Origin of the sequence: Imperialibacter sp. EC-SDR9 (assembly GCF_902498805.1) — a bacterium.
GTDB lineage: Bacteria > Bacteroidota > Bacteroidia > Cytophagales > Cyclobacteriaceae > Imperialibacter.
In genome coordinates, this window is the sequence record NZ_LR701573.1 from 150,810 (window position 1) to 175,990 (window position 25,181).

The 25,181-nt window shown below is 47.7% G+C and carries 22 protein-coding genes; 13 read left to right on the forward strand and 9 right to left on the reverse strand.

Annotated elements, in window-relative coordinates; genetic code table 11:
* Positions 1 to 17 precede the first annotated feature (17 nt).
* The 4 genes from GC130_RS00735 (at position 18) to GC130_RS00750 (ending at position 6,590) form a co-directional block, all read left to right on the forward strand.
* The gene (locus tag GC130_RS00735; protein WP_151996325.1) at positions 18 to 1,040 is read left to right on the forward strand and encodes a FecR family protein; all 1,023 of its coding nucleotides are present in this window, start codon (positions 18 to 20) and stop codon (positions 1,038 to 1,040) included.
* Positions 1,025 to 2,785, forward strand: a complete 1,761-nt coding sequence (locus GC130_RS00740; protein WP_151996326.1) for a DUF4974 domain-containing protein — start codon at positions 1,025 to 1,027, stop codon at positions 2,783 to 2,785. Before GC130_RS00735 ends, GC130_RS00740 begins: the two co-directional genes overlap by 16 nt.
* Positions 2,786 to 2,915: 130 nt before the next feature.
* Positions 2,916 to 4,202 (forward strand): hypothetical protein, encoded by a 1,287-nt coding sequence (locus GC130_RS00745; RefSeq protein ID WP_151996327.1) that lies wholly within the window; start codon positions 2,916 to 2,918, stop codon positions 4,200 to 4,202.
* Between the two features lie 42 nt (positions 4,203 to 4,244).
* Positions 4,245 to 6,590 carry a carboxypeptidase-like regulatory domain-containing protein gene (locus GC130_RS00750; protein ID WP_151996328.1) on the forward strand — a complete coding sequence of 782 codons (2,346 nt, stop codon included), beginning with the start codon at positions 4,245 to 4,247 and terminating at the stop codon, positions 6,588 to 6,590.
* Between the two features lie 87 nt (positions 6,591 to 6,677).
* Here the strand turns inward: GC130_RS00750 and sucD are convergent, their stop codons facing one another.
* Together sucD and GC130_RS00760 are read right to left on the reverse strand one after the other, a co-directional pair.
* Positions 6,678 to 7,553, reverse strand: coding sequence for a succinate--CoA ligase subunit alpha (gene sucD, locus GC130_RS00755; protein WP_151996329.1), 876 nt, complete (start codon positions 7,551 to 7,553; stop codon positions 6,678 to 6,680).
* Between the two features lie 78 nt (positions 7,554 to 7,631).
* Positions 7,632 to 8,111 (reverse strand): HAD family hydrolase, encoded by a 480-nt coding sequence (locus GC130_RS00760; RefSeq protein WP_151996330.1) that lies wholly within the window; start codon positions 8,109 to 8,111, stop codon positions 7,632 to 7,634.
* Between the two features lie 241 nt (positions 8,112 to 8,352).
* On the opposite strand from GC130_RS00760, the gene GC130_RS00765 reads away from it, so the two are divergent.
* Together GC130_RS00765 and GC130_RS00770 are read left to right on the forward strand one after the other, a co-directional pair.
* Positions 8,353 to 8,562 (forward strand): hypothetical protein, encoded by a 210-nt coding sequence (locus GC130_RS00765; protein WP_151996331.1) that lies wholly within the window; start codon positions 8,353 to 8,355, stop codon positions 8,560 to 8,562.
* Positions 8,552 to 8,884, forward strand: coding sequence for a hypothetical protein (locus tag GC130_RS00770; protein WP_151996332.1), 333 nt, complete (start codon positions 8,552 to 8,554; stop codon positions 8,882 to 8,884). Before GC130_RS00765 ends, GC130_RS00770 begins: the two co-directional genes overlap by 11 nt.
* Before the next feature lie 69 nt (positions 8,885 to 8,953).
* On the opposite strand, the gene kdsA is transcribed toward GC130_RS00770, so the two are convergent.
* Positions 8,954 to 9,733 carry a 3-deoxy-8-phosphooctulonate synthase gene (kdsA, locus tag GC130_RS00775; protein WP_151996333.1) on the reverse strand — a complete coding sequence of 260 codons (780 nt, stop codon included), beginning with the start codon at positions 9,731 to 9,733 and terminating at the stop codon, positions 8,954 to 8,956.
* On the reverse strand, positions 9,730 to 10,335 hold the full coding sequence (locus GC130_RS00780; RefSeq protein WP_151996334.1) for an SIS domain-containing protein: 606 nt from the start codon (positions 10,333 to 10,335) through the stop codon (positions 9,730 to 9,732). The genes kdsA and GC130_RS00780 overlap by 4 nt, the downstream gene beginning before the upstream one ends.
* A 247-nt stretch (positions 10,336 to 10,582) precedes the next feature.
* Between GC130_RS00780 and GC130_RS00785 the strand changes: the two genes are divergently transcribed.
* The 5 genes from GC130_RS00785 to GC130_RS00805 all read left to right on the forward strand — a co-directional run bounded on the left by GC130_RS00785 (position 10,583) and on the right by GC130_RS00805 (position 18,001).
* Positions 10,583 to 10,840, forward strand: coding sequence for a hypothetical protein (locus GC130_RS00785; protein ID WP_151996335.1), 258 nt, complete (start codon positions 10,583 to 10,585; stop codon positions 10,838 to 10,840).
* A gap of 142 nt (positions 10,841 to 10,982) precedes the next feature.
* The gene (locus tag GC130_RS00790) at positions 10,983 to 12,335 is read left to right on the forward strand and encodes an HTTM domain-containing protein (RefSeq protein ID WP_151996336.1); all 1,353 of its coding nucleotides are present in this window, start codon (positions 10,983 to 10,985) and stop codon (positions 12,333 to 12,335) included.
* A 115-nt stretch (positions 12,336 to 12,450) separates the two neighbouring features.
* The gene (locus GC130_RS00795) at positions 12,451 to 14,493 is read left to right on the forward strand and encodes an OmpA family protein (protein WP_151996337.1); all 2,043 of its coding nucleotides are present in this window, start codon (positions 12,451 to 12,453) and stop codon (positions 14,491 to 14,493) included.
* A gap of 73 nt (positions 14,494 to 14,566) precedes the next feature.
* Positions 14,567 to 16,657, forward strand: a complete 2,091-nt coding sequence (locus GC130_RS00800; RefSeq protein WP_151996338.1) for a prolyl oligopeptidase family serine peptidase — start codon at positions 14,567 to 14,569, stop codon at positions 16,655 to 16,657.
* A gap of 312 nt (positions 16,658 to 16,969) precedes the next feature.
* Positions 16,970 to 18,001 carry a low specificity L-threonine aldolase gene (locus GC130_RS00805; RefSeq protein WP_151996476.1) on the forward strand — a complete coding sequence of 344 codons (1,032 nt, stop codon included), beginning with the start codon at positions 16,970 to 16,972 and terminating at the stop codon, positions 17,999 to 18,001.
* On the opposite strand, the gene GC130_RS00810 is transcribed toward GC130_RS00805, so the two are convergent.
* From GC130_RS00810 to GC130_RS00820, 3 genes are read right to left on the reverse strand one after another with little or no spacing between them, the layout of a single operon-like run.
* Positions 17,998 to 18,885, reverse strand: coding sequence for a DMT family transporter (locus GC130_RS00810; protein WP_151996339.1), 888 nt, complete (start codon positions 18,883 to 18,885; stop codon positions 17,998 to 18,000). The genes GC130_RS00805 and GC130_RS00810 overlap by 4 nt on opposite strands.
* A gap of 55 nt (positions 18,886 to 18,940) precedes the next feature.
* Positions 18,941 to 20,086 carry a hypothetical protein gene (locus GC130_RS00815; RefSeq protein WP_151996340.1) on the reverse strand — a complete coding sequence of 382 codons (1,146 nt, stop codon included), beginning with the start codon at positions 20,084 to 20,086 and terminating at the stop codon, positions 18,941 to 18,943.
* Positions 20,083 to 20,631 carry an RNA polymerase sigma factor gene (locus GC130_RS00820; protein ID WP_193217720.1) on the reverse strand — a complete coding sequence of 183 codons (549 nt, stop codon included), beginning with the start codon at positions 20,629 to 20,631 and terminating at the stop codon, positions 20,083 to 20,085. The genes GC130_RS00815 and GC130_RS00820 overlap by 4 nt, the downstream gene beginning before the upstream one ends.
* 127 nt (positions 20,632 to 20,758) lie before the next feature.
* Between GC130_RS00820 and GC130_RS00825 the strand changes: the two genes are divergently transcribed.
* The gene (locus GC130_RS00825) at positions 20,759 to 22,645 is read left to right on the forward strand and encodes a VWA domain-containing protein (RefSeq protein WP_151996342.1); all 1,887 of its coding nucleotides are present in this window, start codon (positions 20,759 to 20,761) and stop codon (positions 22,643 to 22,645) included.
* A gap of 159 nt (positions 22,646 to 22,804) precedes the next feature.
* Positions 22,805 to 24,073: a replication-associated recombination protein A gene (locus tag GC130_RS00830; RefSeq protein WP_151996343.1), complete on the forward strand. Its 1,269-nt coding sequence runs from the start codon at positions 22,805 to 22,807 to the stop codon at positions 24,071 to 24,073.
* Between the two features lie 47 nt (positions 24,074 to 24,120).
* Here GC130_RS00830 and GC130_RS00835 read toward each other — a convergent pair whose 3' ends face one another.
* On the reverse strand, positions 24,121 to 24,612 hold the full coding sequence (locus GC130_RS00835; protein ID WP_151996344.1) for a GNAT family N-acetyltransferase: 492 nt from the start codon (positions 24,610 to 24,612) through the stop codon (positions 24,121 to 24,123).
* A 74-nt stretch (positions 24,613 to 24,686) separates the two neighbouring features.
* Positions 24,687 to 25,136, reverse strand: a complete 450-nt coding sequence (locus GC130_RS00840) for a DUF6428 family protein (RefSeq protein ID WP_151996345.1) — start codon at positions 25,134 to 25,136, stop codon at positions 24,687 to 24,689.
* Between the last annotated feature and the right edge of the window lie 45 nt (positions 25,137 to 25,181).

The following is a 25,181-nucleotide window of genomic DNA, read 5'->3' on the forward strand; positions in this document are numbered from 1 at the left end:
GTCGAACAAATGAAGAGATGAGTAAGCAAAGTCCACATATGATCACTAACGAGTTACTGGCAAAATATTTTGCCGGTGAGGCGTCTGATGAAGAATCAGCGGCTGTGATGATATGGATTTCCGGGTCTCCGGCAAATGAGGAGGCATTTGTTCAGCAAAAAATGCTTTGGGAAGACCTCGGAGCTGTGATGATAGACGACGCAACGACACACACATCTTTTGATGTAGACACTGCCTGGGCCAACGTAAAAACGGCTAAGGCAACCGCCGTCAGCAACCAGAGGAAATTGGAAAGTCGAAATCCGTGGATTATGCGGATTGCAGCTTCTCTGGTTCTGCTGGGTGGCATCACTTATTTCTTGCGCAGCTATTTCACCGAAGTGCAGATGACCGAGGTAGCGTCAGCCTCCGAGATAATAAACGTTGACCTTCAGGATGGCTCCCATATCACCCTGAATGAAGAAAGTATTATTCAATACCCCGAGGAGTTTGCTGCCAATCTTCGGCAGGTGAACTTGAAAGGAGAAGCTTTTTTTGAAGTGGCGCCCGATACCGTTAAGCCTTTTGTTATTCATGCCGGGCCTGCTATCATTACGGTGCTTGGTACCTCATTCAACGTCAAGAGTTCGGTAATGGAGGACACGGTTGCTGTCTTTGTGCTCACCGGAAGAGTGTCTTTTTCTGTGGGCACGCAGGAAATTATTCTAACCCCGGGGGAGAAAGCTACGTACACAGCCAAGTCGGGGCTTTTGGCCTCTACCGGTGGGTCTACTTCAACCGGAGTAGATCAGTTTTGGAGAACCCGTCGGCTTTCCTTTGCTGGCCATTCTCTCCCAGACGTGATCGATGCTATTGAAGAGGCCTATTTTGTAGACATTGAGCTTGAAAATGAGCAAATGGCTAACTGTCGCCTATCCGTAAACTTTGAAAATGACTCTTTGAACAATATCCTTGATGTGATTGCGCTGACGCTCGACCTGAAGGTTAGTAAAAGTGGAAACGTCATTCTTTTAAAGGGAACGGGATGTCCGGAAAACTGATTTTTTTAACATTTTTTTTGGTAGCGGTTGTTGGTAGGGCCTGGTGTCAAAACCTGCTTGACCAACGGCTGTCACTAACCTTCACTGATCTTCCGATTGGGCAGGCGCTTACTGAAATATCGAATCAGGCCGACTGCAGATTTTCCTATAATCCGGACCTGCTTCCAAATAAAAACGTTACTGCCAGCTTTCAGGAGACATCACTTGAGGAAGTTTTAAAAAAGACGATTGGAAAGAGCTTCGATTACAAAGTACGGGGCAGCTACATTATTATTCAGCCGGTGGCAGATAGGCAATCGCACAAGTCCAATATCGAGTTTGTAGGCGAAGTTGTAGATGCCCGCACGGGCAGGAGCCTTGCCAATACGAGTGTTTACGACGTAAATAATTTATCATCGACCCTTTCCGGTGAGGATGGTTCTTACAAACTGTCCACCTTTTTTCAGGATGGCGTGACGGCTTTCGCCATCAGCAAAGAGAACTATAAAGACACGGTAATCAGGATTGTTAATCAGCAGATAGCGCCGGTTAAGATTGAGCTGCAGCCATTGGAAGCAACCGAAGAAACCAGAGACAGAACACTCCGGCGTTTCATTGATTCTTTGAACATTGTCAGGTTTTTGGTCAACAGAAAAGCGAAGCAGCATATTCGCAACGTTGACATGGTCGAGCAGCGTTGGTTACAGGTATCGTTTTTGCCAGTGATAGGTACCAATGGCGTCATGGGTGGAAAAATTGGCAACAATGTTTCTCTCAATATGTTTGCTGGCTACAATCATTCGGTTAGTGGTGTTGAGCTGGGAGGATTTTTCAACGTTGACAGGATGGATGTGAAGGGCTTTCAGGCAGGTGGCTTTGGCAATATTGTTGGGGGCCAGGTGGATGGTGCTCAGTTATCTGGCTTCGTCAATTTGACACCCAGTGGAGGCACCGGAACGCAGCTTTCAGGATTTGTCAATCACGCTGGCACGAGGTATACCGGCCTGCAGGGTACCGGCTTTGTGAATGTGGCCAACAACATCAATGGCGCACAGCTCTCAGGCTTCACTAACTTTACGCTGCTCGACATGAACGGTGTTCAGGGAACAGGCTTTGTGAACATGGCAGGAAGGGTGAGGGGTATTCAAGGGGCCGGCTTCTTGAATATGGCCACCGCCGTTAATGGTGTTCAGGCTTCCGGTCTTATCAATATGGCTGGAACAGTGAAAGGGCTACAGATTGGCATTTTAAATATTGCAAAAAGGGTTGAGAAAGGAGCTACGATAGGAGTCGTGAACCTTGTGAAAGAAGGGTTTCACTCCTTTGACGTGAGCGCCAACGACATCACTGATCTGAATTTTTCCTTCCGGTCTGGCACGAAGCATTTCTACACCTTGTTAACGTTTGGCGTTGTTCCACAGGAGAACACCATTTGGTCAATGGGAATAGGCGTAGGAACAGAGGTGGATTGGACCGAGAAAATCTATACAGACTTTGAGCTGTCAACAAACACTGTGCAACCAATGGATACCTGGATTGAAAACGCCCCGAGTGACTACCGTTTCCAGGTCAATTTCGGATTTAGGCTGTTGAAATGGGCTTCGATCAATGCTGGCCCTGTTGTTCATTTCTTTAATTACTCTTCCGACAGTGAGGCGCTGGATCTTTCCACAAAATTTGGCGGACGACCACTTTTCAAATCTTCTGGCGCAACTTCCAACTCTAAGGTTTGGGTAGGATATACTGCCGCTTTGCGCCTTTTTTAGCCTTTTTGGCCACATAATAGTACTCTTAAAAATATTTTTCTGATTTTTTTCATCTGCCCGTGGGGGTAGTAGCGACTTTAATTTCCATAGGGGAAAGAGAAATTAAGTAGAACTCTAAAAAATTAAAGTCATGAACTCAAAATTTTTTTTATCGATGATGCTCCTTGGTTTAGTAACCTTTGCGGGCAAAGCACAAGAGTCTTCAGATGAATCCCAGAAAGGCGATGCAGCTGAAGAGATTATCAGCGAGCAGGCACTCCAGGTGTCGTTTATTCCGGTGCTAGGCACCAACTTCAAACCCTATGGTCAATCACTCAACAATGTTTCGTTGAACATATTTGCCGGATACAATTACGGTGTCAACGGTGTTGAGCTTGGTGGATTTGTTAACGTCGACAGGTCGGACGTGAAGTACCTGCAGCTATCTGGGTTTGTAAACCTCGTTGGAGGAAACGTTACTGGCTTCCAGGGAGCCGGTTTTGTAAACGGCGTCAAACAGCAGGTGACAGGGGCCCAAATGGCAGGCTTTGTCAATATGAGCAAAGGCTTGACAGGGCTTCAGGGTTCAGGTTTTGTGAATTATGCCCAAGGGGATGTGATCGGCGGGCAAGGCTCAGGCTTTGTGAACTACGCTCACGGAGATATTACCGGGGTGCAGGGAACCGGCTTTGTAAACTTTGCATTGGGTGATGTAGTTGGTGCACAGGGCTCAGGCTTTGTCAATTATGCAAAAAGTGTAAAGGGTGTGCAGGGTGCCGGTTTTGTTAACTATGCCAACGATTCGTTGAAAGGCGCTCAGCTCAGCGGGTTTTATAACCATGCAAAAGAGGTAAACGGTGTGCAGGCATCTGGTTTTGCCAACTACACCAAAACCCTGCGGGGGTTCCAATTTGGTATCATCAACATTGCCGACACAGTTGAAAAGGGTGCAACAATAGGCTTTCTGAACATTGTTAGGACTGGCAAGCATGAAGTTGCCCTGAGCTACAACGACATTACCGATATCAATGCAGCATTCAGGTCGGGAACTGATAAGTTTTACAGCGTACTTGAAGTGGGTATTCAAACTGGCGACAATCCCCTATGGGCGGTAGGTGCAGGTTTCGGTACGCAGTTTAAACCAATCAAAGACAAATTTGTAACAAGCGTTGAGCTTGCTTCTTTTGGGGTAAACAGAGTGGATGATTTTCAGGACGACCTCAACCAGGTGACCAAACTGTCAGTCAACGTAGGTTACAAAATATTCAAAACCTTATCAGTGAACGCTGGCCCGATATTGAATATATCCACTTCCCGTTCAGTTAATGCTGATGGCAGCTTTGGCCTCGGCCTCGGTGAGAATGGATTTTATGACCAGACTTTTTCGGGCACAAACGTGAAGGCCTGGGTAGGCTATCATGTTGGGGTGAGGTTTTAATACCTCCCCCTCCTTTTTCCAATAAACCACACAAAAACACTCATGAAGAATTTTTTATTATCAGGAGCACTCCTCCTGCTCGCTACTTCTTTGTCATTTTCTCAGCAAATGACGCAAACTGTCAGAGGACAGATTCTAGACCAGGATGCTAAGAGCCCTTTGATTGGCGCCACCGTCCAGATAGTTGGCACCGATCCAATACTTGGCGCTGTGACCGACCTGGATGGCAACTTCAGGATTACAAATGTGCCAGTTGGCAGGGCTTCGCTTTTTGTGACTTACATTGGCTATGAAGACAGGGTTATTCCGAATATCCAGGTCAATTCCGCCAAAGAAGTACTTCTCAATATTGACCTGGTTGAGTCGATTGACAAGCTGGATGAAGTGGTTGTTACTGCCAAAAAGGACAAATCGGAAGTGCTGAATGAGATGGCGCTGGTCAGTGCCCGTTCATTTTCGGTGGAGGAAACACAGCGCTATGCTGGAGCCATTAATGACCCTGCCAGGATGGTATCGGCTTTTGCTGGTGTGAACGGCGATGCGCAGGGCAACAACGACATTGTGGTAAGAGGAAATTCTTCCAAAGGAATTTTGTGGAAGCTGGAGGGCGTGGAAATACCCAATCCCAATCACTTTGCCAACGAAGGAGCCACCGGCGGCCCGGTGAATGCTTTGAACAGCAATATGCTCGATAACTCCGATTTTTTCACCGGAGCCTTCTCGCCTGAGTATGGCAATGCACTTTCAGGAGTCTTTGACATCAAATTCAAAAAGGGAAACAACGAGCAACGAGAGTATACTACTTCTCTCGGTGTGTTCGGAGTGGACTTTACAGCTGAAGGGCCTTTCAAGCAAGGGTATAATGGTTCCTACATAGCAAATTATCGTTATTCCTCGCTGCAGTTGCTGTCAGATGCCGGTATTCTTGACTTCAACGGGGTGCCCAAGTACCAGGACGGATCTTTCAATATCGCCTTGCCAATAGGGAAGAAGCAGTACGTTACACTATTTGGCCTGGGAGGTATTAGCAATATCAGCCAAACCGAAACCGACGAGGAAGATGAGGACATCATACTTTCCAGAGGAGACTTTAGCGCTCGGCTGGGAGTAGCCGGTGTTAATTACACCTACTTTGTCAACGACAATGTGTTTGTCAGGAACTCCATTGCATTGTCATTGTCGGGCCAAACATCTAATTACGACATGAATGAAGACACAGGCTTCAGGGATGTGGAAGATATTGACCTCAACAAAAATAGCATCAGAGTAGCCAGCACTTTGAACTACAAGCTGAATGCAAAAAATAAGTTTGAGACTGGCATTATCTACTCAAGGCTTGGTTACAATGCCAAAGTTGATCTTTACAATTATGAAAACAAGACCATGGATACGTGGCTGGACGACAAAGGGAATACGGGCACCTTTCAGGCATTTGGTAGTTGGAAATTACGCTTCAGTGAGGCCTGGACGATGACCAGTGGTGTTCATTACTTCCTGTTTGCTTTGAACGATACGCAATCTGTGGAGCCAAGAGTCGGCTTGAAGTACGACCTCAACAACAAGCAGGCTTTTACTGCAGGCTTTGGCCTTCATAGCCGATTGGAGCCGATTTCTGCTTACCTGGCCAAACAGACGCAGGAGGATGGCTCGCTTTTGCAGCCCAACAAGAACCTGAGAACAACCAAAGCGGCGCACTATGTGGTGGGTTTCAATCAGGTGCTTAATCAAAGCACTCATCTGAAGCTCGAAGCCTACTATCAGCAGCTATATGATGTGCCGGTGGAGAACGATCCTTCAAGCAGCTTCTCCATGATCAACAGCTCTGGAGCTTTTGTTAATGAATCGTTGGTAAATGAAGGAGCCGGGAGAAACTATGGCCTAGAGCTTACGCTGGAGCAATACCTGAACCGTGGCTTCTATTACATGTCAACTGTATCGCTGTACAAGTCACTTTACACAGCGCAAGATGGCGTTGAGAGGGCGTCCGCTTTTGATGGAAATTACATCGTGAATGTGATAGGGGGAAAAGAATTTAAAGTGGGGAGTATCGACAAGAACAGAGTACTCTTTGTCAACGCCAAAGCGGCGCTTATTGGCGGGCAAAGGTATAGCCCCATCGACCTTGAAGCCTCCAGGGAGCTCGGCACAGAGGTGAGGGATGATGCCAATCCGTTTTCAGTGAAGGGAGACGATGTGTTTTTTGTCAACCTGGCCATTGGCACCAGAAAGAACAGAAAGAAGACGACCAGCGAATTTAAAATTGACGTTACCAATGTCACCAACAACCAGGCATTGGTGAATGAATACTATGTGGCTGGCACTGGCAACATTGTGAAATCCTATCAGCTGGCCATGTTGCCCAACATTGTCTATACGCTGAAGTTCTAAAGCAGAGCAGTTAGAAAAACAGAAGCCGCCTTGCGTAGCAGGGCGGCTCTGTTCTTTGGTTTAGGTTTGCTTGTTATAATGTATTACTTATTTCTTAAGCACTTTGGCCAGTGTCTCTCCTATATCCGCAGGAGACTGCACCACGTGAATGCCGCAGGCTTCCATGATCTTCATTTTGGCAGCTGCTGTATCATCAGCGCCACCAATAATAGCACCAGCGTGACCCATCCTACGGCCCGGAGGGGCTGTTTGGCCAGCGATAAAGCCAACTACAGGCTTTTTGTTGCCAGTGCTCTTGATATATTCAGAAGCAAGTGCCTCATAGTTACCACCAATTTCACCAATCATCACGATGGCGTCAGTTTCGGGGTCGTTCATCAGCAACTCAACTGCCTCTTTGGTAGGAGTGCCAATGATGGGGTCACCACCAATGCCAATTGCCGTAGAAATACCAAGACCCGCCTTCACGATCTGGTCGGCTGCTTCGTAAGTCAATGTGCCTGACTTAGACACTACGCCCACTCTTCCTTTTTTGAACACGAAACCAGGCATGATGCCTACTTTCGCTTCGCCAGGAGTGATGACGCCAGGGCAGTTAGGGCCAATCAGTGTTACTTTTTTATTCTTGATATAATTTTTGGCAGTCATCATGTCCTTTACAGGAATGCCTTCTGTGATTGCCACAATTACCTTGATGCCAGCGTCAGCTGCTTCCATGATAGCGTCAGCGGCAAAAGCTGGTGGCACAAAAATGATAGAAACATCAGCTCCCGTCGTTTGCACAGCCTCTTCTACACTATTGAAAATGGGTTTGTCAAGATGCTTCTGACCTCCTTTACCCGGAGTAACACCTCCTACTACGTTGGTTCCATATTCAATCATCTGCTGGGCATGAAAACTACCCTCAGTGCCTGTGAAGCCTTGCACGATGACTTTGGAATTTTTATTTACTAGAACGCTCATTCTGTCGTAAGATTTTTGCACAAAAATAGGATTAATAATCGCTTTGCCAAACCTAAATAGGCCGGTTTAACCCCATTTTCAATCGGCCAGCAAGTAGTTGTCGATTAATTCACGCACGCATCCTTCGCCCCCTTTGAGCTGAAGCACGATATCAGCTTTTTCCTTCACTGCCTTCACTGCATCAGCCGGGCAGGCCGAGAGTCCTGCTTTTTCCATGACAGGCAAATCGTTGATGTCGTCGCCCACCATGCCCACCTGGTCAAGGCCTATGTCCATTTCCTTCATCCAGGCTTCCAGCACATCCATTTTCTTTGCTTCGCCTACATAAACCCTGGTCATTCCCAGCATGTCGGCACGTGCTTTTACCATAGAGGTGGTCTTCCCATTGCTGATAATGCCTACCTCAATGCCCGCTTTCTGTAGCAGCCGTATGCCCATACCGTCACGGGAGTTAAATTTTTTGAACTGACTGCCGTCTTCCATAATGTAAATACCGCCGTCGGTAAGTGTGCCGTCAACGTCGAGAATGAGGAGCTTGATGTTATATTTAGGAGGCATTAAAAATCAAGGTTATGTATTCAAAGGCCTAAGATCAAAAAACAAAAGTGAAAACATACACAAGTTGATCAAATTCAAGGGATAGGAGCCCGCTAAAAGGGAATCTTGATGCTGATTTTCGCTGCTGCCACAGCCGGCTTGCGGAGCCATTATTTTGCGCCAGCTTAAATACTATCTGAATTTTCTTAAATTTATCCGTGTTCACTTAGACGCTGAAAGAAGAAGAAAAAAATTGAAATCTATGAAAGTTTTGGTTGATATTGCTGACAAAGAGGCCGTTTTTGGGATGAAGGTACTGAAAAGCCTGTCGTTCGTGAAGAATGCAAAGCCTATGTCCCTGGCTTCAGCTGAGCTTTGGGAGAACCTGAAGGAGGCTGCAGAGGAGGTGCGTTTACATAAGCAAGGAAAAATTCAGCTCAAAACAGCTCAAGAACTGTTGGATGAGCTATAGCATCATACCCACCCATCGATTTGAAAAGGAGTTAAAACGTCTCGTAAAAAAATTTCCGTCCCTTAAGCAGGAGTTTAGTCAGCTAATAACTGAGATTCTGCAAACTCCCGATTCGGGTACTCCCATAGGAAATAATTGTTTTAAGATTAGGCTCGGGATTGGTAGCAAAGGCAAAGGAAAGAGGGGTGGGGCTAGAGTAATTACCTACTTCTACACTGAGGCTGGAGGTGTCTATTTGCTGACGATCTATGACAAGAGTGAGAAAAGTGACCTCAAGCCAAATGAGCTCAAGGCAATGGTTGAGAGTCTTGATCTAACCTAGTTCTCTTAGTTCTCTTTTTAATATTTGACCTTGGAGCTTATTTGATTTTCCGATTTGCCATTTGGTGCTTTACCCCTCCAGTGCTTTCCTCACCTTCATTACCTTCCTCAATATCCCCTCAAGCTTTTCAATCGGCAGCATCGTTTGGCCGTCGCTCAACGCATTTGCGGGGTCGGGATGGGTTTCTATAAAAAGACCGTCAGCTCCGGTGGCAATAGCTGACAGGGCCATCGTTTCAATCATTTCGGGATTGCCTCCAGTTACTCCGTCTGCTTTGTTAGGCTGCTGCACCGAGTGCGTGCAATCCATCACCACGGGCACGCCATGCTTCTTCAGTCTGGCAATAGCCGTGGCATCCACCACGAGCCCTTCGTAGCCAAACGAGAATCCACGCTCACAAAGCCACACATTTTTGTTGCCAGTGGACAGTACTTTCTCTAATGAGAACTTCATGGCCTCGGGTGACATGAACTGCCCCTTCTTTATATTCACGCCTTTGCCTGTTTCACCGGCAGCCAGCAGCAAATCGGTTTGCCGACATAGGAAGGCGGGGATTTGCAGGTAGTCCACGTACTTGGCGGCAATGGCAGGTTCATAGCTCTCATGCACGTCGGTAATGGTAGGCACGCCAAGTTCTTTTCCCACAGCCTGAATAATAGCCATGGCCTCTTCTTTTTCAATGCCGGTGAAGCTGTTGAGCTTGGTGCGGTTGGCTTTTTTGAAGCTGGCTTTGAAAATGTAATCGATACCCAGCTCGTCGCAGATACCTTTTACTTTTCTGCCTATTTCAAAAGGTGTTTTGTCGTTCTCGACCACACAAGGGCCGGCTATCAGGAATAATTTACTCATCGCATTCTGCTTTTTTGTCCGAGGTAGCCGCTATGGTGCCTTTTGGCGTAGCCAGCCTTATCAAAGTTGATCTTTTTCATTAACATTACCACCAGCAAGTCGCCCAAAACCGACATCACAGTGGTGCTAGTGGTTGGCGTCAGGTCAAGGGGGCAAATTTCTTTCGGTTGCCCGGTGCTCAGGCAAATATTGGCTGTTCTTCCCAGCTCGTTTTCCGGATGGCCGGTGATGCAAATAGTCTTGATTTTTGGATACAGGTTGTCTGCCAGCTCCAGCAGCTTGAGAATTTCTTCAGTTTTGCCCGAGTTGGAAATCACGAGCAGGATGTCGTTCGGCTGCAAAACTCCCAGGTCGCCATGTTGCGCTTCCGATGGATGAAGGAACACAGCAGGGGAGCCCGTTGAGCAAAAAGTAGTGGCGATGTTCTGCCCTATCTGACCGGCTTTGCCAATGCCGCTAATGACGATCTTGCCTTTATTAATATGTATCTGATCGTACAGCGCATCGATGGCGTTCAGTATCGACTCATCTACCGGGATATTATGAATGGCCTGAACTTCTTTTTCTACCAGGCTGCGAATTTCTTCAAGTGACTGACTCATTGCTTGGGTTGTATAAAGCTTCAAAATTAGGAAAATGAGGATTGAAAATATAACATCAGCCCATTTGTACGAATTAGTAGCGCTTCAGATGCTGAAGCCAGGTCAGTTTCGTTCATCTATCGGCAGGTTATTGTTCATATGTGTACACTTTTTTGTTGAAGAAAATATTTAACTAGTTGATTATTAGTAGGTTGAAATTTTTGGCACAAGTGTTGACTTATTTTCATGATCATTGAACAAAGAGACTATGAAATCGAAGAACGCAAATACAACAAAGATTCTCCTACTGGGAGTAATTGTGGCAGTCGTCTCGCTCCTGTCGTCTTTGAATGGGTCAGGATTTGTGGCAGGGGAAAGGGCACTGACGGGAGCGGCCGTTGGCCAAAAAGATGACGCTATGAGGGTTGAAGCAAAGCTGCAGCTTGAGAAATTGGCGACATCCAAGAAATTGGCGAAAGAAATAGATCAAAATTTCACTGCCGGGGGCAACACAATGGTCAATTGAAACGTAAACGCTTTTAAATGAATAAGAAATAACAACGCATAGTTGTTTTTAGTAGATAGGTTTAGGTTGGTTTGAAAAAGAGGGTCTTTAGGGCCCTTTTTTTTATGCCAGAGATTCATTTCTTTACACAAACTTTTTTGATGTGTTTTCCTCTCTGACGCATAATCGACAGTACTTATCGCAACCAGTTGACAATACACCCCTTGTGTTGTTCCGGGTGGTTTTTGGCTTTCTCGTGTTTATGGAGGGGGCAAGCTTTTTCTTGCTCGGCCAAATCTCCGAAATTTATACTGAAGCAGTTGTTGTTTTCACCTATCAGGGACTAGGCTGGATGCAGCCGCTGCCAGGCATTGGGATGTACCTGGTTTTTACTTTTGTTTGTGTGATTGGCATCATGATCATGCTTGGTTGGCGGTACAGGTTTTCAGCCTGGGCATTTGCCCTGACCTGGACATACATTTACTTCTCCCACAAGGCCCACTATAACAATCATCACTACCTTTTTATGCTGATGGCCTACGCTATGGCGCTCATGCCCGCAGCCGATGATTTGTCTCTTGATGCCCATTACCACCCTGACAGGCGATCAACGTCTTGTCCCAGGTGGTGTGTCTCCTTTTTTGTGCTTCAGTTGCTGATCGTTTATACGTTTGCCAGTATCGCCAAAATTTACCCCGACTGGCTGGAAACAAGGCCGATGGAAATTTGGATGAAGGGCAAGTCTCACTATTGGCTGGTGGGCGGTGTGTTGCAGTATAAGTGGGTTCACTATGTACTTGCCTATGGGGGCATCGTTTTTGACGGAGCTATTATTTGGTTGTTATTAATCAAGAGGACTCGCTGGGTAGGCGTCACCTTGTCGATAGCTTTTCACCTCTTTAATTCATTTGTTTTTCAAATCGGTATCTTTCCCTACCTCATGCTAGGCACATTGTTCTTCTTTTTCGATGGAGCTGACCTCAGAAAAAAACTACTGGGAAGGTGGAAATGGGGAATTGCTTTGCATGCAAAAACGGACTTGCTAAACCACCCAGGCTATTTCCTCTTTTTGGGCTATTTCCTGATTCAGCTGTTGCTGCCATTGAGGCATCATTTGTTTGAGGGCAACGTCCATTGGACAGAAGAAGGTCATAAATTATCGTGGCATATGATGCTTCGGACGAAGAGCGGCAGTGCTGTTTACAGAGTCACCAACAAGAAAACTGGAGAAGTAGAAAAAGTTCGTCCGTCTCATTACCTGGGTTCACTTAAAGGCAGGATGGCCAGCAGCCATCCGGACATCATCTGGCAGTTTGCTCATCATCTCAAAAAGGAATACGAAAGTAAAGGATGGGAAGAGGTTGCCGTATTTGTTGACTGTGTGGTAAGCCTTAATGGACATCCTTCCTACCCCCTGATTGACCCGGAAGTTGACCTGGGAAGCGTAGGATGGGAGCCATTCCGGCATTCTGAGTGGATACTTCAGTGGCCTGAGGAATTGCAAGAAATTGAATGACTATTGAGAAGTATCCAAAATTAATCTATAATTTTCGGCCTTAAAGAGGGCCTTGTTTGGCCCAGGATGCGTACCTGTTTAGCCGCTGTTTTGTTAACAAAACACAGGTACATTTATGATTGCTACAAGTTTTAGAAAGTGGACCGCCACAGCTACTCTGTTGTGTGCAGGCATGTTTACATTAAAAGCCCAGCAGGTGCAGTGGGCCTCTTCAGTTGGTGGTTTTTCCAGCGAGTATATCAACAACAATTACAAAGGACAATATCTCGCCAAAGAGATTCTGGGTAAGCCAAGCAGGTATCCGGTATTTGGAGCGACACCATGCGGCTGGACGCCCAGCAAGGAAAATAGTCCTGAAGGCGAGTGGATCAAAGTTGGCTTCGACAAGCCTATGCAAATCAGCCAGGTAGTCGTAGTCGAAATCTTCAATCCAGGGGCCGTGAGCAGGATACTCCTCTACGATGAGGCAGACAACGAATCGGTTATTTACCAAAACGACTCAACCGCACCGCTGAGCGAGGCTGGTAGGCTGCTTTCCCATGTGTTCCCTAAAACGACCTACAAGGTGGCTGCGGTAAAGGTCGAATTGCGCACATCTTCGGTGCCCGGCTTTAACGAGCTTGACGCAATAGCCATTAGTGACTCGGAGGCACCGGTTCCAGTGGGGATTAACCTGTCTCCCGATGCGGACAAGGTGTTGCAGATAGAACACCTTTCTGCAAGTGTGAATGCGCCTACAGATGACCTTAATCCCATTATTTCGCCGGATGGCAAGGTATTGTACTTCACAAGGGAAGGCCACCCCGAGAACCTCGATGATCCGGCTACCCAGGACATTTGGTTTGCGAATATCAACGAAGATGGTAGCATTGACACTGCTGTGAACATTGGCCGGCCGCTCAACAATGCCAGCAACAGCGGTCTGGAGTCTATTTTGCCCGATAACCAAACTGCCTTGCTGCTCAACACCTACAATGCCGACGGAACGATGGGCGTAGGTGTTTCGATCACACACAAGGAAGGTGATAAGTGGGGCTTTCCTGTAAAAGTCGACATCGACAGCTTCTACAACCACAATAAGTTCGGAGAGTATTTTCTCGTGGCCGACGGACAAACCCTTTTGATGACTTTGCAGCGAGACAACTCCATTGGCTCCAAAGACATCCATGTCAGTTTTAAAAGGGAAAATGGTACCTGGACGGCACCCATGAATATCGGGCCAACGGTAAACACAGCGGCATCTGAGATTTTCCCCTATATGGCTGCCGACGGTGTTTCTCTTTACTATTCTACGTCAGGGTGGCCCGGCTACGGCGGCTCCGACATGTTCGTCACCCGACGCCTCGACGACACCTGGCTCAACTGGACAGAGCCGCAAAACCTGGGACCTCACATTAACTCTCCCCAATTTGACGCATACTATTCTTTTACCGCATCGGGCGACTACGCATACTTCTCCTCTTACGGCAAAGATTCCTATGGAAAGAGCGATTTATATCGGGTGAGACTTCCTGAATCACTGAGGCCAAAACCAGTAGTAGTAGTGCGGGGCCGGGTACTCAATGCCAAAACAAACGAGCCACTGGGAGCCAGCATCAACTATGAAGTGCTGAGTTCCGGTAAACAGGCAGGCGTTGCCAATAGCGACGCAGTAGATGGAAGCTACAGTATTATTTTACCTTCGGGTGAAAATTATGGCTTTTTGGGTCAATCCGATGGGTTTATTTCGGTGAGCGAAAACCTGGATCTTGTCAACCTGAAGGAGTATCGGGAAATCAATAAGGATCTTTATTTGGTGCCAATTGAAAAGGGGCAGGTGGTGCGCCTTAACAACATCTTTTTTGACGTAAATAAGTTCACATTCAAGAAGGAGGCTACTCCTGAGCTCAACCGGTTTGTCAAGCTGCTGACCGACCAATCGGGACTGCGTATCGAGATATCGGGGCACACCGACAACACGGGCAGCGCTGACTACAACATGAAGTTGAGCGCCAATAGGGCAAAGGCCGTTTATGATTATCTAATCAAGCAGGGTATCGACGGCGGGCGACTGGCATTCAAAGGCTATGGGCTCACCAAACCAACTGCTGATAATAACACCGCTGATGGTCGGCAGCTCAACCGAAGGGTGGAGTTTCTGATCGTGGAAAGTGAATAACAGCCGGTTCACTTAAACCAGTTGGCGGGAACGATTCATTTGGGTAAATTACCTTCGACTAACCAACCACAAAATGATCAATCGTTTCCGCCAGCTTTTGCTGGTTATCCTGCTTCCCATCCTTTCCCTGCCCGCACTTGCACAGTTCAGCCTTGAGGAGGTGATGTCTTACCCCTTTGCCACTGAGCTGGTAGCTGGCAGGGCGACCGATGCGATGGCGTGGGTTGAAAACAAAAGGGGGGTAAGAAATATCTACTTTGCAAAAGGGCCTGAAGGGCCTTCGGTTCAGCTTACCAGCTATGGTAAGGACGATGGGCAGGAAATATCCTCGCTCACCTTTTTTATGAATGACCAGTGGCTGCTTTACGTGCGGGGCAGTGCACCCAACGGAAATGGCGAAATAGCCAACCCCGATAGCAACCCAGAAGGCGCCGAGCAAATCATCTGGCTTATTTCTACAGAAGGGGGTGATGCGATCAGGGTGGCAAACGGTTACTCACCAACCGTCCATCCCACTGAAAACACCATTCTTTTTTCCAGTCCGGCAGGCATTTTCCAAATAAAGATCAATGAATACGGCATTCCTGAATCTGATAGTGAAAGGCTGTTATTTCGGGCCCGTGGCAGCAATGGTGGGCAGGCATGGTCACCTGACGGCAAAGAAGTGCTTTTTACCAGTTCAAGAGGAGATCATAGTTTCTTGGGGATTTTCAATCCAGAAAAAGGGGAAATCCGCTGGATGGCTCCATCGGTAGGCAGAGATATGATTCCCGTTTGGTCGCCTGACGGCAAACAGGTGGCTTTTGTCAGGTTCAGCGGCTTGAAACGATATGAGCTGACTAACCTAACCGGTGGAGAGTCATTTTCAATCATGGTGGCGGATGCTGCCACGGGAGCAGCTAAAGAAGTATGGAAATCCCCTTCGGACGACGGGGGCTTTGCGCAATCGTACCCGGCGGCTCCACTTCAATGGACGAAAGCAAACAGATTGCTCTTTTATTCTGAGCATGACGGCTGGATGCACATTTACAGCATGAATCCGGATGGGTCGGGCCTTGTCGATTTGACACCCGGTGCCTGCGAGGCAGAAGACAGCGCCATTTCTCCAGACGGCGGCACACTTTATTTTTCTTCCAACTGTGGGGATATCGACAGAAGGCACTTGTATAGTGTGGCAGTAAAAGGTGGAGTCCCAAAAGCACTGACAAAGGGAGAAGGAAGCGAAATGACGCCGGTGCCATTGGCTTCCGGCAGGGGCCTGGCGATGCAATACATGGGTTATAACTTTGACAAGACTGTCGGTTTTCTGGCGTCTGGAGCGACGACCGTGAAACAAATTTCCTCGACTGCTCCATTGGCCTTTCCCGCTAAGTCGCTGGTCAAGCCAGAGCAGGTCATTTACAAATCGCCCGATGGCGTTGAAATTCACGCACAACTATTTATGCCTGCTACGCACAAAAAGGGTGAGAAGCATCCCGCCATTATTTTCATGCACGGCGGCCCCATCAGACAAATGCTGCTGACCTTCCACTATTCAAGTTATTATTCCAACGCTTATGCCTTCAACCAGTACCTGGCCAGTCAGGGCTATGTGGTGATGTCGGTGAATTATCGTGATGGTATCGGGTATGGAAAAAACTTTCGCAGAGCTGAAAACCAGGGTCCAAGAGGAGCTTCGGAATACCAGGACATTGTAGCCGGAGGCAAATACCTGCAAGGCAGGGCGGAAGTAGACCCAGCCAAAATAGGCCTGTGGGGAGGCTCCTACGGCGGCTACCTCACTGCCATGGGCCTTGCAAGAAACCCGGAGCTTTTCAAAGCCGGTGTTGATCTTCATGGCGTGCACGACTGGGCTTTTCGGGCAAAGCAATTTAGCCTTGGCGGCTGGTGGGGCATCAGCGACGACTTGATGGGCAAGGCTTACGAGTCGTCTCCGGTTTCTGACCTCTCCAAGTGGACGGCGCCTGTGCTGCTGGTGCACGGTGACGACGACCGGAATGTGCTTTTCCAGCAAACCACTGACCTGGCCGAGACCCTCAGAGAAAAAGGAGTGAATGTCGATCTGCTCATATTCCCCGACGAAGTGCACGGCTTCCTGCGGTATGATAGCTGGTTCCGCACCTTTGAGGCGGCCAAGGTGTACTTTGATAAATATTTGAAGTAGCTGTTATGCGATAGTTGCTGTCCTTCATAGCTTTAGCTCAAGACAGTTCGTAGTGAATAAAAAAACAAAACTGGTTCAATGCGTCCCGCTTGGACCTTTTGTTTTTTTATAAGCAAGTTGGTGGAGAGAACCTACCGGCCTTTGCCATTCGTTTTTTCGTGATACAACTTTCGGTCAGCGTTTTCACCAGTCTCCGTTGCGGCTTGGTGTCTTCACCAGCCAGACCCCCCTGAACACACATATTAATATTTCGCCGTGGCGTCGTGTCTTCACGTGCCACCTATTGACACTTTTTAATATCTTGCCCGCATGATGACAGTAGATTTCAGAAGTGATACAGTAACAAAGCCGACACCAGGCATGCTCGAAGCCATGATGACCGCTGAAGTGGGCGACGACGTTTTCGACGAAGATCCAACCATTAAGAAGCTGGAAGCAAAAATAGCCAGCATGTTTGGGAAAGAGGCTGCTATTTACTGTCCTTCTGGGACCATGACCAACCAGATTGCCCTTCGCATCCACACCCAGGCACAGGACGAGGTCATCTGCGACAAACGTTCTCATATTTACCTTTATGAGGGTGGCGGCATTGCCAGTAATTCTCACATTTCTGCCAGGCTGGTCGACGGAGACAGGGGCAGGCTTTCACCAGAGCACGTTCTCGAAAACATCAATAATCCGGATGATATCCATTTACCCCTCACCCGACTTGTGTCGCTGGAAAACACGATGAACAAAGGGGGCGGTGCTTATTACACGCTGGCCCAGACCAAAGCTGTGAGTGACGCCGCCCGCTCGAAAGGCTTGAAAATGCATCTGGACGGTGCTCGTATTTTCAATGCATTAGTAGAAACGGGCGATCGCCCAAAGGACGTTGGCGAGCTGTTCGATACCGTGTCCTGCTGCTTTTCTAAAGGACTTGGTGCTCCTGTTGGCTCTGCTTTGGTGGGTAGCCATGAGCACATCAAAAAGGCAAAGCGGGTGCGCAAGGTTTTTGGTGGCGGTATGCGTCAGGCGGGATTTTTGGCAGCCGCCTGCATCTTTGCGCTCGACAACCATGTAGAAAGACTGAAGATTGATCACCAGAAAGCCAAAGCGCTTGGAGAGCTGGTCACGACGCTTCCCTATGTGACCGGACTACTACCTGTGGATACCAATATTGTTATTTTCGAACTCGACAAAAAGGTGCTGGCAACTGACATGGTAGCCAAACTGAAAGAAACGGGCATTTTAGCAGTGCCTTTCGGAAAGCATGAGGTAAGGTTGGTGACCCACTTGGACATCAAGGATGACATGATTGACTATTTCGGCCAGGCTGTGGGGAAGCTGAAAAGTGCGTTTTAATTGCCCCTTTTAACGCTCACCATGTATACCCCAAGAAAAATAAGAGCTGCGGAAATTAGTTTGCCAATGGTGGGGAGCTCCCGCCCCGATACCACTTCAATAAGCGTGGCAAAAAGAGGTTGAAGAAATATGTAATAGCCCACTATTGATGAGTTCACGTATTTCAAAGCTGACACATTAGCAATGTAGGCAATAACGGTCGTTCCAATGAGCACATAGGCGATGCTAATCCACTGGGCGCTGGACAAGTCCCCAAAAGGAATGTTAACAGCCTCGTGAATTGAAAACGGAGTAACTAAAAACAATCCAAAAAGAAATGTCCATTTGACCACCGTCAAAGGGTGGTAGTGGGCCATCAGTCGCTTGACCAAAACAAGGTAAATAGCATAGGAAATGGCGTTGCCGATCACCAGAAGGTCTCCCAAAAGAAAGCTGTTGCTGAAGGAGAATTCATGAAGGCCTACAAGAGAAACCGCTCCGGCCAAACCAAAAGAAAGCCCGAGTGCTTTGCGTCTGGTGATCCGCTCTTTCAGTAGAAAGTATGACATTGTGACTACTGCCACTGGAGTAAGTGTCATGATCAAAGCGCCGTTGACGGGAGAAGTCATGCTGAGGCCTTTGAAGAACATAAGCATGTTAATAGCTGCACCAAAAAAGCCGCAGACAGCCAGCCGGATAAAATCTTTGCGGCTGTCTATTTTTTCGTTTGTAAATAATGGCTGAATAAGCCAGAAGAGTACTGTTGCTACAAGCACCCGCACTAGAATGAACGCAAACGGAGATACCGGCTCCGGCATCACCGATTTGGCAACGCTGTAGTTGGCGCCGTAGAGTAAGCCAGTGATTAAAAGTGCAGGATGAACCCACCAGGGGTTTGCTTTCATGTCTGGATATTAAGGCACGAAGGTAGGCACTATAACGCCCTCATGCCAATTCAGCCTAGTTGCTGATTTGAATGGTTATGGTACTCAACGGAGTGCCTGTTATCCCATCGTTGTATTTCCAGGGGCCGCTGGTTTGCAATAACCAGATGGCTTCCTGATCGCAAGACTCGCAAAGAGATTTGCTAACCGTGATGTTTTGAGGAGCTCCCTGGGAAGTAAGAGAAAATGTAAGCTGCACTTCCCCAGCGACCATGTCAGCTGTTTTTTGCTGGTTGTCGGTCACATACCTTCTAAAAGACTCAAGTCCTGCCACAGGTGTCGCCAGTTGCGTGGTGGTGGCAATTCTTGCGGATCTGGCAACCGGCTGACTGGCTTGATCGGCTTCCTTTTTTGCCTTTGCTGCACCACTACTCACATCAGTCGCTGTAATGGCATTGAGCTCAGATAGTTTGGGGGCAGCCACTTCTTGCGGCACCGTCTCAGTAGCAATATCTTTTTTTTCCGTCTCCTGCAATGCCAAGCCAGCACCCTGACTGCTTTCTTCTGCCTGAGCAAATTCTATATCGTCTGCTAGTGTAAGGTCAGGTGTTTCTTCAGCAACCGCTATTTCATCACTTAGCTCAGCCTCATCGGCCACGGCCACCGGAGCGCCAGTAACCTGGGGGCTTGCTTTCTCCTCGTCAGCTATTGGTTTTGGTGTTTCAACTGGCTGACTTTCAGCTACCAGATTTTGTTGATAGGAGGTATTGTCGGTTGTTGCCTTTGCCGAATCGGCCTGTTCTTCGGTTTCATCCATTTCAATTGGCGCAGGGTCATTGATCGCCAGTGATGAATCCGCAGCTAACGTCTCGGCGGATGCATTTTCCTCCAATCTAGGAGACATTGTCAGTCTCCAGGCGGAGAAGCCTGCCACCAACAGCAGCGTAACCACGGCTGCTATTTTCCAAACGTTAGAGAAGCTGTAAAAAGAAGCATTTTCAGACCGGGCCAGCTTCTTTTTCATGTCAGCCAGGTCTTTGGCCAGAAGTTTCACGTCCACATCCTGGAGTCCTTCCATCGCCTCATAGAGGAAAGGGTCGTTTTCTGCCTTTCTTTCAAAAGCGTACTTCTCCTTGCTGCTCATCTCTTCATTGAGATAGCGCAGAAGGTCTTTTTCTTCCTGGCTTTTTGACGGATCAATATCGTTTTTGGGCTTGCTCATCTTTTACTCTCAATACAGAGCTTCAAGTTCCTTTTTCCGTTTTGAATATGGCTTTTCACTTGTTTCACATCTATGCTTTTCTTCAATGCGATCTCTTCATAGGTCTTTTTGTTGAAATAGAACATCTCCACACATCCTTTCTGTTCCATCTTCAGTTGCTCAAGGCATTGCTGTAGTTGCGGTGTGAGATCAGTTTCTTCTTCGTCTAATGGATGCACAACTTCGGTCGATTCCATAAATAAGTGTGCACTTTTTTCCTGAATTCCCTTTTTCGAACGAAGCTTCATCAGGCAATGATTTTTAGCTACGACAAAAAGCCAGCTTCTGAATTTTTCTATTTTCTGGGAGGGGCTGGTTTCGTAGAGCTTCTCAAAAACCTCCATGGCAGCATCTTTGGCCTCCTCTTTGTCGCCCATGTATTTGAGGCAAACCCCATAAACAAGGGTGAGATAGCGGTCATACAGTACTGCCAGCACCTGCCTGTCTTTTTCAGTCACGAACCCCTGCCACAGGGCCTCATCAGAAAATCTATCAAGTAATTCCAAACAGATGTTGCTTTTGTAAACGGTCAGTCAATTGTTAACAGAACGGAAAAATAGAAAATAGTTGTGCCCAATTTATGGAATTTGAATTGGTCTTACATCCTGTTATCAAAATCAAACAATGATGACAATGAAAAATGTAGCAAAACCCCTCGTACTGATAGCCCTGGTGCTATCTTCATTTACTGCCTACAGCCCGGCGTCTATAAAGGTTAATGGAACGGTGCTGAATGAAAAAGATGGCAAGCCGCTGACTGATGTAAATGTTGCAGTCAAAACAACTGGCAAGACCACAGTCACTAATCAGAAAGGTGAATTTGAAATTTTTGTGCCTACTGAGAACGATGTGCTCATTTTTGCCAGACCAGGATTTTTTAATAAGGAGGTAGCCGTGGTCGGAAGAAAGTTGCTGGAGGTGAAGATGAAAGCTGATCCCAGTTGGAAGCCGACCATTGCGCCGAAACCGGAACTAAAGGAAGTGGCTGACGAAGAAGAGATTGTCTTTGATATGGCGGTTAGTCAACCCATGGAAAGAAGCATGAAGAAGTCAATGGCGATGGGAGCGGCTTACAGTACAGCCTATCATATGGAGCCTGCACCTGTGGTTCACAACACCGAAGGCTATGCTACCATCCACGAGAACGTTTTCCATCAGCCGCTGAACGAGCCGCTTTCTACCTTCTCGATCGATGTTGACGCAGCTTCTTACTCCAACATGCGTCGGTTCCTGAGCCAGGGCCAAAAGCCCCCGGTAGACGCCGTCCGCATTGAGGAAATGGTTAACTACTTCGACTACGACTATCCACAACCAGAAGGAAACGACCCTTTTTCCATCAACACCGAATTGTCTTATGCTCCCTGGAACTCCAAACATTACCTCGTGCACATCGGCCTGCAAGGCAAAGTTATACCAACCGACAATCTACCTCCAAGCAACCTGGTGTTTCTGATCGATGTGTCAGGTTCTATGAGCGACCCCAACAAGTTGCCCTTGTTGAAGTCGTCCTTCAAACTTTTGACGGAACAATTACGTCCGGTCGATAAGGTTGCTATTGTGGTGTATGCCGGTGCGGCTGGACTTGTGTTGCCTCCCACAAGTGGAAGCGATAAGCAAACCATTATGGAAGCTTTTGATAAACTACAGGCTGGCGGCTCCACCGCAGGAGGCGCTGGAATACATTTGGCGTACAAAACGGCTCTTGAAAATCTTGTCGAAGGTGGGAACAACCGTGTGATTCTCGCTACGGACGGCGACTTCAATGTAGGGGAGTCGAGCGATGCCAGCATGGAAAGATTGATTGAGCAGAAAAGAAATGATGGCATCTTCCTAACGGTTCTTGGCTTCGGAATGGGCAACTACAAAGATTCCAAAATGGAGATTCTGGCCGACAAGGGAAATGGCAACTATGCCTATATCGATAATATTCTAGAAGCGAAGAAAGTATTGGTAAACGAATTTGGCGGTACGCTGTTCACCATTGCTAAAGATGTGAAAATACAGGTGGAGTTCAATCCAGCGAAAGTGCAAGCTTATAGGTTAATTGGCTATGAAAACAGGTTGCTGAACAAAGAGGATTTTAATGATGACAAGAAAGACGCTGGCGAGCTTGGCTCGGGCCATACGGTAACCGCTCTCTACGAAATCATTCCAGTAGGAGTCAATAGCAGCTTCCTGCCCGTCGATCCTTTGAAGTATCAGCAGAACACTGTCATACCTGAGGCTGCCAAAACTAACGAGCTGATGACAGTGAAGCTTCGTTACAAGCAGCCAGATGGCGACACCAGCAAGCTTTTGGTCAACACGATCATGGACAAGCCAACAGCCAAAACCTCGGAGAATTACAGATGGTCAGCTGCTGTTGCTGGTTTTGGCATGATGCTGAGAAACTCTGAGTTCAAAGGTGACATTACCTACGACCAGGTGGTGTCGCTGGCAAACGAAGCCAAAGGCCAGGACAAAAACGGTTACCGCATAGAATTTATCAATCTGGTGAAGTCGGCGATGTTGTTGAACTAAACTAAGTTTCAGATTTTCTTTGCGCCTCTGCGCCTTTGCGAGAAACTATTCCGCTTGGACGCAGAGGCTTTTTTTTTACCTGTTTCATGCCTGTGCTACACGACTGTTTAGATCAAATTTGCTTACTTTGTTTCCCCGGTAAAACGCCAAAACACCAACATGTTCCAAAACACTTTCCCCCTCGCCGAACGCATGCGCCCAACCACTCTCGATCAGCTGATCGGGCAGGAGCACCTGGTGGGGGAGAAGGGTATTTTGAGGAAGGTGATTCTTTCCGGGCAAATCCCCTCGATGATCTTGTGGGGTCCTCCCGGTGTGGGCAAAACCACCATGGCCAATATTATTGCCAATACACTGAAGGTGCCGTTTGAAACGCTAAGTGCGGTGAATGCCGGTGTGAAAGACGTGAGGGAAGTCATTCAAAAAGCAAGACCGGGCATCCGAACTGTGCTGTTCATTGATGAAATACACCGCTTCAACAAATCACAGCAGGATGCACTGTTGGGTGCTGTAGAGAAAGGTAAAATTACCCTCATTGGCGCCACTACTGAAAACCCAAGCTTTGAAGTCAACTCGGCATTGCTCAGCCGCTGCCAGGTGTATACGTTGAAGGCTCTTGAAATAGAAGACCTGGAGAATTTGCTGGCCAATGCCATGAAGGCGGACGAAAAATTGAAGGACAGGAAGATCAAGCTGAAGGAGAAGGCGGCTTTGTTTCGGCTATCAGGCGGTGATGCCAGGAAACTTCTGAATTTGTTTGAGCTGGTCACCGACCAGTATCCGGACGACCCGCTGGAAATCACCGACGAGATGGTGACCAGCACTGCACAGCAGCGGATCAGTATCTACGACAAGTCCGGCGAGCAGCACTATGATATTATTTCCGCCTTCATCAAATCCATCAGGGGCAGCGACCCCAATGCAGCTGTATATTACCTTGCTCGCATGATTGAAGGGGGTGAGGACGTCAAGTTCATTGCCCGCCGCCTGCTGATTCTCGCTTCGGAAGACATTGGCAATGCGAACCCGAATGCACTTCTGCTCGCCACATCCGCTTTTCAGGCAGTGACTATGATTGGCTATCCAGAATCACGTATTATCCTTTCTCAATGTGCTACTTACCTGGCCTGTTCGCCAAAAAGCAACACCAGCTACGAGGCCATCAACAGCGCCATTTCCCTTGTGAATCAAACGGGAGACCTTTCTGTTCCTCTGGCCATTCGCAATGCGCCTACCAAGCTGATGAAAGACCTCAATTATGGCAAGGACTACCAATATGCTCATAGCCACAAGGGCAACTTTGCCGAGATGGAGTTTTTACCCGAAGAAATCAAAGGCACGAAACTATATGACCCCGGGAAGAACGTCCGTGAGGAAGAAATGAGAAAGCAGCTGCGGACTCTGTGGAAAGAGAAGTATGGGTATTAGCAGTGGTGCCCATAGCGCTAGCTAGTGGCTCCTCCTTTAAGCCTGCATTATACCACCGTCTTACTCCTTCTTTCTAATAGCACAGTGTCTCTCCATATCCCATGAAGCTGTCCAACCTTTTCACGGTAGCCAATTTCCCGAAAGCCCATGCATTTGTGCAGGGCGATGGTAGCCACATTCTCTCTGAAAACGGAAGACTGCAAAGTCCAGAGGCCCTCCGACTCCGCCGCAACGATCAATTCCTGAAAGAGCACTTTCCCCAGCCCTTTTCCCTTGAAGTCATTTTTGACGTAGATACTCACCTCAGCCACGCCTTTGTAAACCTGCCGCATCGAGACCGGACTTAGCGCCGCCCAGCCAACGATCTGCCCATTTACTTTGGCAACCAGCCGACATTCCTGAATATGCCCGGCATCCCAGTTTTCCCAGCCGGGACTTTGAGTTTCAAACGTCGCCAGCCCCGTTTCAATGCCCTCCAGGTAGATGCGTTCTACCTCTGGCCAGTCGGCGGGCACCATTTCAGCTATCTCAGGTTTCATTTGAAGAAATTTTTAGTGCCACGCACAGTTCTCAGTTGGCGCTGGCAGCACATGTCAGCCAAGCTAAGCAAAAATCAATTACAGCACGACGCTGCTGATAAGGCAAGTTCCAGGCTTGGTTTGCAAACCGTAGGCTGAGCAAATAACTTGATGCGCAGGGTGTCCTCATCATTTTCTATTTGTTCCACGCTGTAAACCGACGTTCTGAGATCACCGTGTCCCCATTCGAAAAACACTTCGGCCTCTTTGTCCATCGGATCTTTTGTGTCGACCAAATCTAATATGGAAAGTGCCTTGTCGGTGGTCCAGGGTTTTCTTATAGCCTCCAGATCATTTACGTAAAGCTGCACAACCGTTTGGTTGAACGCCAGTTTTCTTCCTCCACAATCTACCGACGTGATCTTTTGGTTCTTTACCTCCGTGATGTGAAAAGTGGCTGGAACGAATTGGCCAGGGGCATACTCAAACTCAAGGTTGTTTCCTTTTGCTGACCTAAGCAATGACAGTAGTTCATGTGTTCTCATGATTAATCGTATTATTACGATGGTTAGTGATAAAAAATAAGCCGG

Excerpts from the sequence above, each read along its gene's own strand:
- GC130_RS00735 (WP_151996325.1), top strand. The coding sequence starts at position 18 with ATGAGTAAGCAAAGTCCACATATGATCACTAACGAGTTACTGGCAAAA.
- GC130_RS00740 (WP_151996326.1), top strand. The coding sequence starts at position 1,025 with ATGTCCGGAAAACTGATTTTTTTAACATTTTTTTTGGTAGCGGTTGTT.
- GC130_RS00745 (WP_151996327.1), top strand. The coding sequence starts at position 2,916 with ATGAACTCAAAATTTTTTTTATCGATGATGCTCCTTGGTTTAGTAACC.
- GC130_RS00750 (WP_151996328.1), top strand. The coding sequence starts at position 4,245 with ATGAAGAATTTTTTATTATCAGGAGCACTCCTCCTGCTCGCTACTTCT.
- sucD (WP_151996329.1), bottom strand. The coding sequence starts at position 7,553 with ATGAGCGTTCTAGTAAATAAAAATTCCAAAGTCATCGTGCAAGGCTTC.
- GC130_RS00760 (WP_151996330.1), bottom strand. The coding sequence starts at position 8,111 with ATGCCTCCTAAATATAACATCAAGCTCCTCATTCTCGACGTTGACGGC.
- GC130_RS00765 (WP_151996331.1), top strand. The coding sequence starts at position 8,353 with ATGAAAGTTTTGGTTGATATTGCTGACAAAGAGGCCGTTTTTGGGATG.
- GC130_RS00770 (WP_151996332.1), top strand. The coding sequence starts at position 8,552 with ATGAGCTATAGCATCATACCCACCCATCGATTTGAAAAGGAGTTAAAA.
- kdsA (WP_151996333.1), bottom strand. The coding sequence starts at position 9,733 with ATGAGTAAATTATTCCTGATAGCCGGCCCTTGTGTGGTCGAGAACGAC.
- GC130_RS00780 (WP_151996334.1), bottom strand. The coding sequence starts at position 10,335 with ATGAGTCAGTCACTTGAAGAAATTCGCAGCCTGGTAGAAAAAGAAGTT.
- GC130_RS00785 (WP_151996335.1), top strand. The coding sequence starts at position 10,583 with ATGAAATCGAAGAACGCAAATACAACAAAGATTCTCCTACTGGGAGTA.
- GC130_RS00795 (WP_151996337.1), top strand. The coding sequence starts at position 12,451 with ATGATTGCTACAAGTTTTAGAAAGTGGACCGCCACAGCTACTCTGTTG.
- GC130_RS00800 (WP_151996338.1), top strand. The coding sequence starts at position 14,567 with ATGATCAATCGTTTCCGCCAGCTTTTGCTGGTTATCCTGCTTCCCATC.
- GC130_RS00805 (WP_151996476.1), top strand. The coding sequence starts at position 16,970 with ATGACAGTAGATTTCAGAAGTGATACAGTAACAAAGCCGACACCAGGC.
- GC130_RS00810 (WP_151996339.1), bottom strand. The coding sequence starts at position 18,885 with ATGAAAGCAAACCCCTGGTGGGTTCATCCTGCACTTTTAATCACTGGC.
- GC130_RS00815 (WP_151996340.1), bottom strand. The coding sequence starts at position 20,086 with ATGAGCAAGCCCAAAAACGATATTGATCCGTCAAAAAGCCAGGAAGAA.
- GC130_RS00825 (WP_151996342.1), top strand. The coding sequence starts at position 20,759 with ATGAAAAATGTAGCAAAACCCCTCGTACTGATAGCCCTGGTGCTATCT.
- GC130_RS00830 (WP_151996343.1), top strand. The coding sequence starts at position 22,805 with ATGTTCCAAAACACTTTCCCCCTCGCCGAACGCATGCGCCCAACCACT.
- GC130_RS00835 (WP_151996344.1), bottom strand. The coding sequence starts at position 24,612 with ATGAAACCTGAGATAGCTGAAATGGTGCCCGCCGACTGGCCAGAGGTA.
- GC130_RS00840 (WP_151996345.1), bottom strand. The coding sequence starts at position 25,136 with ATGAGAACACATGAACTACTGTCATTGCTTAGGTCAGCAAAAGGAAAC.